This is a genomic window from Pantoea coffeiphila (genome assembly GCF_016909495.1).
Classification (GTDB): domain Bacteria; phylum Pseudomonadota; class Gammaproteobacteria; order Enterobacterales; family Enterobacteriaceae; genus Erwinia; species Erwinia coffeiphila.
On record NZ_JAFBFW010000003.1, the window covers coordinates 109,701 to 122,028 of the forward strand.

At 55.1% G+C, this 12,328-nt stretch carries 9 protein-coding genes; 6 read left to right on the plus strand and 3 right to left on the minus strand.

Annotated features, from left to right (window positions below; translation table 11 throughout):
- Positions 1–160 precede the first annotated feature (160 nt).
- Positions 161–1,462 carry a uracil/xanthine transporter gene (locus JOE09_RS10300; RefSeq protein ID WP_205065714.1) on the plus strand — a complete coding sequence of 434 codons (1,302 nt, stop codon included), beginning with the start codon at positions 161–163 and terminating at the stop codon, positions 1,460–1,462.
- A gap of 64 nt (positions 1,463–1,526) precedes the next feature.
- Here the strand turns inward: JOE09_RS10300 and JOE09_RS10305 are convergent, their stop codons facing one another.
- A complete protein-coding gene (locus JOE09_RS10305; RefSeq protein WP_200543078.1) occupies positions 1,527–2,522 on the minus strand; it encodes a LacI family DNA-binding transcriptional regulator in 996 nt (331 codons plus the stop codon).
- 234 nt (positions 2,523–2,756) lie between these two features.
- Between JOE09_RS10305 and JOE09_RS10310 the strand changes: the two genes are divergently transcribed.
- The 5 genes from JOE09_RS10310 to JOE09_RS10330 all read left to right on the plus strand — a co-directional run bounded on the left by JOE09_RS10310 (position 2,757) and on the right by JOE09_RS10330 (position 9,420).
- Complete coding sequence (locus JOE09_RS10310) at positions 2,757–3,995, plus strand: MFS transporter (RefSeq protein ID WP_205065715.1); 1,239 nt, start codon at positions 2,757–2,759, stop codon at positions 3,993–3,995.
- Between the two features lie 19 nt (positions 3,996–4,014).
- Positions 4,015–5,451, plus strand: coding sequence for a glycoside hydrolase family 32 protein (locus JOE09_RS10315; protein ID WP_205065716.1), 1,437 nt, complete (start codon positions 4,015–4,017; stop codon positions 5,449–5,451).
- Positions 5,452–5,629: 178 nt separating this feature from the next.
- The gene (locus tag JOE09_RS10320; RefSeq protein WP_239553034.1) at positions 5,630–6,886 is read left to right on the plus strand and encodes an OmpG porin family protein; all 1,257 of its coding nucleotides are present in this window, start codon (positions 5,630–5,632) and stop codon (positions 6,884–6,886) included.
- Between the two features lie 14 nt (positions 6,887–6,900).
- Positions 6,901–8,394 carry a glycoside hydrolase family 32 protein gene (locus tag JOE09_RS10325; RefSeq protein ID WP_205065718.1) on the plus strand — a complete coding sequence of 498 codons (1,494 nt, stop codon included), beginning with the start codon at positions 6,901–6,903 and terminating at the stop codon, positions 8,392–8,394.
- A 12-nt stretch (positions 8,395–8,406) separates the two neighbouring features.
- Complete coding sequence (locus JOE09_RS10330; protein WP_205065719.1) at positions 8,407–9,420, plus strand: OmpG porin family protein; 1,014 nt, start codon at positions 8,407–8,409, stop codon at positions 9,418–9,420.
- A gap of 204 nt (positions 9,421–9,624) precedes the next feature.
- Here JOE09_RS10330 and JOE09_RS10335 read toward each other — a convergent pair whose 3' ends face one another.
- Together JOE09_RS10335 and JOE09_RS10340 are read right to left on the minus strand one after the other, a co-directional pair.
- Positions 9,625–11,043 (minus strand): PTS transporter subunit IIC, encoded by a 1,419-nt coding sequence (locus tag JOE09_RS10335; RefSeq protein ID WP_205065720.1) that lies wholly within the window; start codon positions 11,041–11,043, stop codon positions 9,625–9,627.
- A gap of 76 nt (positions 11,044–11,119) precedes the next feature.
- A complete protein-coding gene (locus JOE09_RS10340) occupies positions 11,120–12,064 on the minus strand; it encodes a ribokinase (RefSeq protein ID WP_205065721.1) in 945 nt (314 codons plus the stop codon).
- Between the last annotated feature and the right edge of the window lie 264 nt (positions 12,065–12,328).

Genomic DNA, 12,328 nt, shown 5'->3' on the forward strand with positions numbered 1-12,328 from the left:
CATAATGTAACTTTGTGGTGTGGTATGTCGGATGCATCCGCCCGTACAACAGAGACGGGCACTGCTTTTATTGGTTAAAGTCACTGACCCTTTTCATAAACAATAGTGGCTAATAGTGAACAGGTAGCGACGTCGTTTTTTATCTATCAGGTTGAATACAATGATTAATATACGTTTTTCCCGAAATGACGGGTTATCCGGCCTGCAGTGGTTCTTTTTTATTTTCTGTAATACGGTGGTGATACCGCCCACGCTCAAATCCGTTTTTCATCTCTCCCCTGAAGAGACCTACCTCATCGCGCAATACTCATTCCTCGGGGCGGCGGCGGCCTGTATTGCTCAGGTCTGCTTTGGCCATCGGCGGGCGATTATGGAAGGGCCGGGAGGGCTGTGGTGGGCAACCATTCTGAGCGTAACCTATGCCGAATCGTCTCAGGGAACGCCGCTGGGCGATATTGCAATGAGCTTTTGCATCGGGATCGCCATTGCCGGAGCAATGACCATACTGATTGGTCTGACCGGATTTGGCCGCGTGCTGTCCGGCTTTTTTACGCCGCCGGTGATGGTGGTGTTTATGTTTTTACTGGGTGCACAGCTGGTCAGCATCTTTTTCAAGGGCATGCTCGGCATCCCGTTTGGGCTGGCTAACGAAGTCGCAACCATTCACTGGCATACGGTGCCGGTGGCCTTCCTGACGGTGATGCTGATCGTGTCAGGTATCGTTTTTTTACCCCAGCGTTTCGCGCGTTATGCCGTGCTGGTTGGGGTCGTTGCTGGCTGGTTGATCTTTTCTCTGCTCTACGGTGCCGAGGAGGCATTACCCACTGACGTAAGCTGGCGGCTGTTTATTCCGCACGGCGATTTTCATCTTCGTTCCGGGATTATTTTTATCTGCGTGCTGCTGGGGATTGTGAATGCATCCAATACCTTTGGGGCGCTGCGCGGTACGGATAATCTGTATACCGACCGGCCGGAGCGGGGGGATATCTATCGCCGAAGTTTTATCACTACGGGTTTCTTTACCCTGCTGTTTGCTCCGCTCGGCACCGTGCCTTTTAGCCCGTTTGTTTCCTCGATTGGCTTACTGACCCAAACCGGAGATTCAAGCCGACGGTCTTTCCTGATTGGCAGCATACTGTTTTTAATCGTGGCGCTGACGCCCGATCTCATCCGCTTTTTTAACGCCATTCCTCTGCCGGTCAGCAGCGCAGCCATGATGGTCTCCTATCTGCCTTTGCTGTGGTCATCATTCTATTTCCTTTCTCAGACCTCGCTGAATCCGCGGAATATCTACCGGATTGCCTTGCCGATTTTCTCCGGGCTGTTCCTCCTCGCGCTGCCGCCGGCTTATCTGCAGAATGTGCCGGTGCTGATTCGCCCGCTGCTGGGAAATGGTTTGCTGATGGGCATCATCATGGTGCTGGTTCTGGAAAGGCTGGTACCCTGGGAACGTGTGAAGTAGGCCATCGTGCCGTGGGGCATCAAATGTGGCCACGGCACGGTGCTTCATCGCCCTTTGAGAAGGATTACAGCGAGTCGCGCAGCAGCAGCGGACTGTTGACCTTAATCGTGTCGCAGTGGCTGTTGCCGTTGATGATGTGCAGTGCGCTGAGGCGGCCAATATCGTAGTGCGGCAGCTGCACGGTGGAAAGAGGCGGAAGAAACAGATCGCCGATGCCCACCATATTGTCGTAGCCCAGCACCGCCACATCCTGCGGGATGCGGATGCCCTGGCCCAGCAGGGTTTGATACACCATAAAAGCGATACGATCGTTGCCGCAGATAACGGAATCAAACTGCGGTTTTCCCTGCTGAATATTCGCCAGTACCATGCCGGGAATGTCGCGGTAGTGCTCGTCGCCGCTGGTCATATACAGATGGGTAAAGGCGTCCGGGTTGATGTTCTGCTCGCGGCAGGCGCGTTCCAGGCCGCTGCGGCGGCGGTGGCTGGCCACGCGCTGCTCGGGCAGATGCAGGCACAGCGGCTGGCGATAACCGGCCTCCAGCAGCGCCCGCGTGCCCGCGTACTGGCCCTCTTCATCGTCAGGAATAAAGCTGGCCAGCGGGGCATTGCTGCTTTCGCAGTTGGCCAGCACGCAGGGCAGGGTAAGCAGTTTTTTCGGCACCTGTACGTGGCGCAGACCCATGGTGGTATAGATCACCCCCGCAGGACGGTGCGACAGCAGCAGATTCATAATGTCATCGACGTTGTCGTGCTCGAACATATTGATCACGAAGCTGTGCCAGCCGTGGGCGCGGGCCGTTTCTTCAATCGCCAGCGCGATATCAACGGAGAAGGGCGTGGTCACCGTATCCAGCGCCAGCACGCCGATCGCATTGGGCGTGGCGCGCGCGCCGCGGACTTTTTTCGCCGACAGATCGGGCACGTAGTTCAGCTGCTTAATGGCCGCCTGAACGTGTTCCAGCGTTTCCGGCCGAAGCCGCTCGGGCGTGTTGATGGCGCGCGACACGGTCATCAGGGAGACGTTTGCCAGTTTTGCCACGTCCTTTAGTGAAGACATTGTTTTATCCCTGCGATAATCGAATTAACTCGTTGATGTATAAAATACTACGCTATTCCAGGCGCATGCGTACCGGCTTCAGGCGGATCGGCACATAAATTTGATCCAGCTCTCATAACTGCAATGTTAACGTTAACTCGTGTGATTAACATCATATAGTGAAAGCAATCCGCATGAATAGTTCATTTGGTTAACGTTACCATTTGCGGCATACCTTCCCTGGAGTTTGCCGTTATGAAACAACAACACTCTCATAATTATTTGATTCTTAGCGCACTTTTGTTTTTTTTCTTTGTGACCTGGTCTTCATCCAGCTCGCTGCTGTCGATCTGGCTGCATCAGGAAGTCGGCCTGAAGGCAGCGGATACCGGGATTATCTTTTCGGTGCTGTCGGTTTCTGCGCTGTTTGCCCAGGTCTGTTATGGCTTTATTCAGGACAAACTGGGGCTGAGAAAGAACCTGCTGTGGGTGATCACTCTGATGCTGATCCTCTCCGGCCCGGCCTATATGCTGTTTGGCTACCTGCTGAAAATTAACATTCTGCTCGGCAGTATTTTCGGCGGCTTCTTTATCGGCCTGACCTTCAACGGCGGGATCGGCGTGCTGGAAAGCTACACCGAACGCGCCGCGCGGCGTGACGGCTTCGAGTTTGGCCGCGCCAGAATGTGGGGCTCGCTGGGCTGGGCGGTGGCGACCTTCTTCGCCGGTCTGCTGTTTAACCTCAATCCGCATCTGAACTTTATGGCCGCTTCCGTTTCCGGGCTGGTGTTCTTCTGGCTGCTGACCCGGCTGAAAGTTTCCCTCCCGGCGGGGACGTCAGAACAGGGCGTACCGGCCAGCAGGATCTCCCTCGACGATGCGCTGCGCCTGCTGACGCTACCGCGCTTCTGGGCGCTGGTGTTCTTTGTGATCGGCACCTGTATTTACGGCGTTTACGACCAGCAGTTCCCGGTCTACTTCGCCTCGCAGTTCCCGACGCTGCGGGAAGGTAACGCCATGTTTGGCTATCTGAACTCGTTCCAGGTGTTTCTTGAAGCGGCGGGCATGTTCTGCGCCCCGTGGCTGGTTAACCGTATCGGTGCCAAGAACGGCCTGATCTTCGCCGGGATGGTGATGGCGCTGCGCATGGTCGCTTCCGGGCTGGTGGAAGGGCCGCTGCTGATCTCCATTACCAAGCTGCTGCACGCGGTGGAACTGCCGATCCTGCTGGTGGCCATCTTCAAATACAACAGCCTGAATTTTGATAAGCGTTTGTCTTCCACCCTCTACCTGGTGGGCTTTGCCTGCACCAGTTCGGTGATCGGCACCGTGCTGTCGCCGCTGGCCGGATTCAGCTACGAGAAGTTCGGCTTCGCGCAGTCGTATCTGATCATGGGCATCATGGTGTTCTGCACCACCTTTATCTCCATCTTCCTTTTACGCTCCAACGGCACGCCGACAGAGCACTCTTTTCCGCAGCCCAATGCGGTTTAATTCAGCAAGAGTAAACATTATGACGTCAATGTTAGAACAAGCGGAACAGACACTCGAAACAGCACAGGCTGAGGTGAATACGCGCTGGTATCCGCGCTATCACCTGGCTCCGCGCGCCGGGTGGATCAACGATCCAAATGGTCTGGTGTGGTTTGACGGTTGGTATCACGCGTTTTATCAGCACCATCCGTACTCCACGCAGTGGGGGCCGATGCACTGGGGGCATGCGCGCAGTAAAGACCTGGTTCACTGGGAACACCTGCCGGTGGCGCTGGCTCCCGAAGGGCCGGACGATAAAGACGGCTGCTTCTCCGGCTCTGCGGTGGTCAACGGCGATACGCTGGCGCTGATTTACACCGGGCACCGTTTTATCGGTGATGCGGGCAGCGACGACAACCTTTACCAGGTGCAGTGCCTGGCCACCAGCCGAGACGGCATTCACTTTGAACGCCACGGCATGGTGATCGACACCCCGCCGGGGCTGCATCATTTCCGCGATCCGAAGGTGTGGCGCGAGGGGGATGACTGGTTCATGATCGTCGGCGCTCGGGTGGGCGACATCGGCCAGGTGCGGCTATATCGCTCCGCCGATCTGCACCAGTGGCACGATGAAGGCATCTTCGATGAAGCGGAAGCGGGCATGGGCTATATGTGGGAGTGCCCGGACGTCTTCACCCTTAACGGCAAGCGCGTGCTGATGTTTTCACCGCAGGGCATCGCCGCCGACGGCTATCACAACCGTAACCTGTTCCAGAGCGGCTACCTGCTGGGCGACTGGCAGCCGGGGCAGCCGTTTGTGCGCGACGGGGGCTTTGTGGAAATGGATCACGGCCACGATTTTTATGCCCCGCAGAGCTTCCTGACCCCGGACGGCCGCCGTATTGTGATCGCCTGGCTGGCGATGTGGGAGTCACCGATGCCGGAGCAGCAGGACGGCTGGTCCGGGATGCTCTCCCTGCCGCGTGAGGTCAGCCTCAGCGACGATAATCGCCTGCTGATGAAGCCTGCGGCGGAAGTGACCGCCCTGCGCGGCAGCCACTATCCGATTCCGGTGCAGCACCTGAAAAACCAGAAAGTGCCGGTACTGGCGAATGCTGAGGCGGTGGAAGTTGAACTCAAATGGGAACAGCATCCGGCAGCGGCGGAAGAATACGGTATTGCGCTGGGTGACGGGCTGCGCATTTACGTGGATAACCAGGCACAGCGGCTGGTGCTGGATCGCCGCTACCCGGAATTCGGCGTTGAGGGCAGCCGCAGTATCGCGCTGCCGACCGGCGGCATTCTCTCCCTGCGCCTGTTTATCGATAGCTCCTCCGTAGAAGTATTCGTCAACGACGGCGAAGCCTGCCTGAGCAGCCGCATCTATCCGCGTGCTGACCAGCGCGATCTGCTGCTGTTCGCTAATAACGGCAGCGCGGTATTAAAAGAGGGGGGATACTGGTCGCTGGATAAATAATCTTACCTTAGCCGCAGTACATTCCGTATTGCGGCCACCCTTTACTGAATTAATGCCTTTCTCAGGTAGGCATCGTTGTGCTCTGAATGACGAGGATAATAAAATGAAAGCAATAACCTCTTCTCTCCACCGTTATAGGGTAATAAGTCCACGCGGAATGGTTAACGGCCGGAATGGCATGCTAATTATGGCGACGCTGTTAAGCCTTCCGGCTATGGCTGATGAAATAAAAGATAATAGCGATAATTATATTGGCGGCTACCAAAGCTATTTCCATGAAGATTTAGAGACGCCAAAACCGGCGGTTAAATCTGCTGTTGTAGCCGAAGGTAAAGCGGCGACACCAGGCAACACGCCATCAGCAACCTCTGTCGCATCCGCATCTGGCGGTGCAACGGCGGCAGCAGCGTCAGCCACAGCCACTTCTGACGGGGCCACGGCATCAGCAGAAGCCCCAACAACACCTGCCGCAGCGCCAGGCTCCGTTCCCGATAAAGGCGGCGTCTTACTCAGCCAGGCCAACGAGGTCAGCGTACTGCGCCTGCGCCAGGACGAACCGCCGGTACACTGGAACAGCGTTGGCCGCAATATGGAAGCCGGAGGCCTGCACGGCAATATCGGCACGCAGATTGAAATTGATGATGCGCGCCGCAGCAACAATGAACACAACGGCGGGAAATTTAAATACGCCACGCTACAGGCCTTTTTATGGCATGACGAAATGCCGAACTGGTATTTCGGTTTCTACAACGCCCGCGAAGACAGCTATAAAGGCCAGTTCAGCAATCAGCACTACAGCGGCACCAATACGATAAATGAAGTGTTTGTCGGGCATATTTTTGAAACCTGGCGCGGCAATATCGGTGCGGAAGTGATGGGCGGATCGGAATCGGCAGGCAAGCGCTGGAAAAGCCGCTTCAAGCTGTGGCAGGACCTGCGCCTCTCCGACCGCTGGAGCATTGCGGGCTACGCCTTCGGCGAGTTCCAGCCGCAGGGCACCGAGCCGGGCAACGGCGATCTGGAGAAACTGATTTTCGAAACCGAACCGGCGCTTCAGTACCGCGTAAACCCGGATCTCGGCCTGTATCTGCGCCCGTTCTACTCCTACAACCGCCAGGAGCGCGAGCAGTGGGGCGATATCATCGAACGTGAATGGAAGGTGTCCGCCGGGTTGTGGAAAAACTGGTATCCGCTGCTAACTTCGCTGTACGTCGGCGTCGGCCAGAAGAAAACCACCAACGCCAGCGACAGCTACGAGCTGTTCTACGATGGCCGCTATCAGTACGTTGGCGGAACTCTCAGCTACCCGATTGTGGATGAGCTGCGCCTGTACGGCGAATTTAAAGCGAAATTCACCAAAGAGGCCGGTGCCTGGACCACGGCAGGCTACTCCTGGACGCCGTTCACCGTTGTGGGCGCGGTTTATAATTTCTGACGGGCAACGTAATCATGAAAAAATTAACCTCTGCGGCGCTGGTCGCACTGCTGCTGTTGGCAGGCGGTACTATCCCTGCTTATTCACAAATGGGTAAAGAAACGCTGGAAAATAAAAAAATCACCCACGTTGAAGACTTCTTTCCGAAAATTAAAGGATCGTTCGTTGGCGATCCGATGCCGGCTTACGATAACGGTGAATTTAATATTTTTTATTTGAATGATATTCGTGGCGGCGGCGATTTAGGCGTTCATGCGATTCATTTACTTTCCAGTGCGGATTTATATCACTATCAGAATCACTCAGAAGTCATTCCGTATGTGAATGACGTCGACAGCCCGGAATTGTTATTAGGCACCGGCTCAATGATTAAGGTCGGTGACACCTGGCACGCCTGGTATACGGCGCACAACGCCAATGTTTTCCCGGTGGAGTCGATCATGCACGCCACCAGCCAGGATCGCATTCACTGGGTTAAGCATCCGCAGGATACGATTCTACCGGGTGCGAACTATCGCGGTAACGACTTCCGCGATCCGCACGTGGTGTGGGTGGAGGAAAAACAAGAATACTGGATGCTGATCACCACCCGCAGCAACGGGCGGGGGATTATTGCTCGCTACAGTTCAAAGGATTTAAAAACCTGGCAGGATCGCGGGGTCTTCTTCGACAACGATACGATTGCCCCGGATTCCAATCTGGAGTGCCCGACGCTGGTGTATTTCAACGGACGCTGGTATCTGAGCTTTAGCGATCAGTGGCCGCTGCGCCTGACGCAGTACCGCGTGGCGGATAAACCCGAAGGGCCGTGGCATAAGCCGGATAATTACGTATTTGATGGTGCCGGGCTGTACGCCGGGAAGCTGGTGATGAAAAACGACCGGCTGTTTGTCTTCGGTTGGATACCGACCAAAGGCGGAAACAGCGACGGCGGTAACATTGACTGGGCGGGGAATCTGGTCGGGCACGAGCTGACCGCCGGAGCCAGCGGCCAGCTGAACAGCGTTATTCCGCAGGAGCTACAGGCGGCAATCGACGCTAACGGCGGCAAAACCCGGGCGCTGGAAAGCACCGCGCAGGTGGCGACCGCTACGCAGTTCGGCCCGCTGCGCTCGGCTATCTATCCGGCCTTACCGAAACGCGGTGTGCTGACCGCCAGCGTGGAGATACCAACCGCCGGAATGGCAATGAGCTTTGGCGTGAATAATAACAACGTCGGCGAAGCACGGCTCAACGTGGTGTTTAATAAAAGCAAAGGCAAGGTCTATTTCTTTAATTCCCCGCTCGCCTCAATTAATCAGGCCAATGCCGAATCCTGGGTCGATATTCCACTGGGCGAGAAAGTCGAGCTGAAGGTGCTGATCCAGAATTCGATGGCGGTGTTCTATATCAATAATAAAGCCGCATTCAGTGCGCGAATGTATGCCATGGAAGATAAACCCTGGAGCATCAGCCTGCCGCAAAAAGATGGCATTCACGCCGAATTAAAATTTAAAGAAATGATTTAACGGGACCTAATTATGAAAAATTATCATGCCCTGGCGGTTTTCATTGCACTGATATTACCCGGCGTCACCCATGCCAGTATGAGCATGGCAAAAGACCGGGCGGGAAACGTCATTGCGGTCGATCCCTGGTCCTACCTGGATGAGGAAGTGATGTGGACTTCGGCACGCTCTTCCAATCCTGCCGGGGGTAAAATTCACGGCCAGCTGAAAGTAAAGTATGCCATTGAGGATAACAACTGGCGGCACAGCAGCTTCCATAACGGCAGCGAATCCGCCACCTTTGTGCAGGGCGTGATGCGCCACGATGCGCTGCCGGGCTGGTATCTGGCCTTTTCCGACGGCCGCACCACCAACTATAACGGCGCATGGGATAACCAAACCTACCTTAGCCAGGATCAGTGGACGCAGGTGATCGTTGGCCATGAGTATTTCTACCAGCGGCTGCGCTTCGGCTGGGATGTAATGGGCGGCAGCGCCTCGCAGGACGATCGCTGGCAGGCGCGCGCCAAGTTCTTTGCCGATCTGCGTGCTACCGATCGCCTGTCGTTCTTTGGCTACCTGTATCAGCAGATCGACCATCGCCGCAGCGGTGCCTCGCAAAACGACCGCGATGTACGTTCGTTCCAGATTGAGCCGGGCGTGCAGTATATTATCAACAACACCACCGGCGTCTGGTTCCGCCAGGCGTTCTCCTCCGGCATTCTTGAGCGGGCGCAGTGGGGCAATATCGACAGCAAGGACTGGACCACCTCGGCAGGCGTCTGGCACAACTGGGGCAGGCTCTCCACCACCTTCAGCGGCGGCTACGGCCACTTTAAGAAGGACAACGCCCTGCAGGACAACAGCGAGGTCTTCCAGGACAGGCGCTATCACTTCATCAAACTGACGGCCAACTATCCGATCACTTCACGCTTTACCGTGTCGGGGGAAGTGACCGGATCGGATATTGCGCAAAGCGGAAACTGGGTAACCAACGGCGATGCGATTACCACCGAGTATAAGCTGATGCTGGATTATAATTTTTAACGCGGCCGGAACCGGCTGACCGCAATCGGCAGGAATGTCGTCTGCACGGTTTGCTCTGTGCCCGAATCTGGCGTTTCGGGCACATTCTCAGGACTCCCGCTGGCTGTGATGCGCTGCTTTATCACGCCATGCTACCTGCCATTCCCGCGCGGTCAGTTATTCACAAGGCATTAATGGCTTTCAGATTGCCTCCGATCGGAATCTTCAGTTCTGCGGGCCATCAGCAACGGGCGTAGCGCTAAATCGCGCGGCGTTGATTTTTTTCATCCGCTTAAAGTACCAGGCAAACAGGCCCAGATAGGCCACGGTGGCGACCGCCGCCAGGAGCAGCATCTGCGGATTCAGCGTGATGCTGGCTTTAGCGATCAGCATCGACAGCATTTTTTCCAGCGGGTCAGAATCCACCGATGAGAACAGCCGATCCTGCGCCATTCCCTGTGGAAAACTATGCATGGCGATGGAGGTTTTCGTCACGAATTCAGCAATCAGCGTCGCGGCCCAGAGGAAAAGCGGGATCAGCACCGTGCCGATCAGCGTCATGCGGATCACTTTTCCCTGAGTAATGATCAGCAGCGCGGGGGCCAGCACCGTCAGCAATATGCCGCCGAGCGGCAGGACCTTATTGCCTGGTAGCAGAATGGCTATCACCAGCAGGACAGGGGCCAGGATATTGGCCACGGCCCACAGTTCCGCGCGGGAGGCGAGGATCGGCCAGTCGATGGCAACAAAGATCTGGCGGCCCTTCATGCGCTTCTCCATCATGCTGGCGATACCGTCGGACAGCGGCTTGATCGCCGGCCCAAACCAGTTACCGACGGTGCCGAACAGCTCCAGTGAAATCCCGGCGGTGAAGGCCAGTGAAAACAGCTCGCTAACCGGCAGTCTGCCGAGTAGCCCGACAAAGAAGCCGAGATAAACGCCGATGGCGAATTTCGATCCCCAAAAGCCGATTTTTTGATTGAGCTTTTCCGCGTCAAAATCGTATTTATCAATAAACGGAATAAACCGTGAAATCAGTTCGTTGATGGCTAAGACCGGCGGACAAATCAGCAGTGAGGGGTGTGCGGTGGTGGTAATGCTGCTGCGGTCATACTTCAGCAGCGCTTTGATCTGCGGCTGCATGACGTCTGAATTTATCAGCATCAGAATATACACCGCGCCAACCACACAGGTGGTTAACACCAGATTGCTTTCCGAGTAATACAGCGTCAGCAGGCCAATGACCGACAGATTCCAGATATTAAACAGATCAACGTTGAGCGTTTTTACTTTATTTAACGACAGTAAAATCACATTGAGGAGAATACAGACGGCAGCGAAATAGAGCGTATACATCGACCCCCAGGTGATCACCGCCAGCGGTGCCCAGCCCAGATCGGCGATGGATAAGCTGACGCCGGTTGATTTAACAAATTGGGTCAATGCCGGGGCGAAAGCACCGGTTAACAGCGTAATCACCGCACCCATTCCGGTGAGCGCCAGCGCTATCAGAATGCCACCTTCCAGCGCTTTCGATAATTTGACTCTGAACAGCAAGGACAGAAGCGTGATGATAAAAAACATCATCGCCGGTGCACCAAGCGAAATAAAAGCGGTAAACCCGCTATTCATTGCAGAAAACATCGTTCGGCTCTTCCTTTTCCATGGAATTTACGCGTTATCAGCACTCGGGGTCGTTGCGGGTACGCGTGTCCTGGTATCAGCGTTCGGCACGTTGGTAGGTACACCTGCCTTTGCGCAGCTCGGCGTTCACCTCATGAAGAGAAGGGATCGCGTCATGGCCACCGTGGCGGGACACTTTAATCCCGGCGACCACCTGGGCAAAACGAATCGCCTCTTCCAGATTTTCCGGGTAATCAATCAGGTAGTTTGCCAGCGCGCCGGCAAAGCAGTCTCCGGCTCCGACGGTATCCACCGCATCAACCCGTAGCGCCGGAAAGAACACCGACCGCGCATCGCGATAAAGCAGGCAGCCGCTGCCGCCCATTTTGATAATGACGTTGTTCACCCCCATGCCATGGATTATTTTTGCCGCCGCCAGCGCCGACGTTTCATCATTTACGCTGATGCCCGTAATTCGCTCGGTTTCATGACTGTTCGGCACGATAATATCCGCATACGGGAAGCACTCCGGGTTAATACCCTGGACCGGGGCGGGGTCGAGAATGATCAGCATCCCTTTTTCGCGCGCTGTTTGCATCGCCGCCAGCACCGATTCTTTGCTGGTTTCCATCTGAATCAGCAGGATTTTTCCCTCAACCGAGTTAAGACGCTGGCTGATTTCCGCCGCGCCAAAAGCAAAATTCGCGCCGAGATTCACCAGCAGCGTGTTTTCGCCATCCGGCTCCACTATCCCCACGCAGGAGCCGGTGCCCACGCCCTCTTTCACCATCAGCCAGCCGTCGTCTATGTTGCGTTCCCGCAGGTTTTGCCGCAGCTGTCTGCCGGAGGAATCATCGCCAATGCAGCCCAGAAAGCAGACCTTCTTGCCATAGCGGGCGGCGCTGACTGCCTGGTTGTTGCCTTTACCGCCCGCGGCTAAACGAATTGATTCGCAGAAGGTGTTATCCCCGCTGGCAGGAAAATGATGGCAGTTAACAATCACATCCAGATTAATACTTCCCATAACGATAATATCGTACATGCGCGCTCCCTGGTGTTGGTTCTAAGTTATTTGTTTCGGTAATGAATATTGATATTTATAATTTTCTTTTAATGCGTTAAAGGATTTTTCAAGATGGGTGAATATACGTTGGCCTGGCGTGATTACTTTGTGTTTTATTGCGGTTTTATTCGTTGATCGATAATGGTGTTATGGTTGTTTTTATATATTCCTGTTATTTGGTTTCATAATTAAATGAAGGTTTTAAATATTGTTTTCTCGAGGGTTAATGATGCATTTTTATGG

What these genes read in the sequence shown, in the direction of transcription:
- JOE09_RS10300 (WP_205065714.1), top strand. Translation starts at nt 161, where the DNA reads ATGATTAATATACGTTTTTCCCGAAATGACGGGTTATCCGGCCTGCAG.
- JOE09_RS10305 (WP_200543078.1), bottom strand. Translation starts at nt 2,522, where the DNA reads ATGTCTTCACTAAAGGACGTGGCAAAACTGGCAAACGTCTCCCTGATG.
- JOE09_RS10310 (WP_205065715.1), top strand. Translation starts at nt 2,757, where the DNA reads ATGAAACAACAACACTCTCATAATTATTTGATTCTTAGCGCACTTTTG.
- JOE09_RS10315 (WP_205065716.1), top strand. Translation starts at nt 4,015, where the DNA reads ATGACGTCAATGTTAGAACAAGCGGAACAGACACTCGAAACAGCACAG.
- JOE09_RS10320 (WP_239553034.1), top strand. Translation starts at nt 5,630, where the DNA reads ATGCTAATTATGGCGACGCTGTTAAGCCTTCCGGCTATGGCTGATGAA.
- JOE09_RS10325 (WP_205065718.1), top strand. Translation starts at nt 6,901, where the DNA reads ATGAAAAAATTAACCTCTGCGGCGCTGGTCGCACTGCTGCTGTTGGCA.
- JOE09_RS10330 (WP_205065719.1), top strand. Translation starts at nt 8,407, where the DNA reads ATGAAAAATTATCATGCCCTGGCGGTTTTCATTGCACTGATATTACCC.
- JOE09_RS10335 (WP_205065720.1), bottom strand. Translation starts at nt 11,043, where the DNA reads ATGTTTTCTGCAATGAATAGCGGGTTTACCGCTTTTATTTCGCTTGGT.
- JOE09_RS10340 (WP_205065721.1), bottom strand. Translation starts at nt 12,064, where the DNA reads ATGTACGATATTATCGTTATGGGAAGTATTAATCTGGATGTGATTGTT.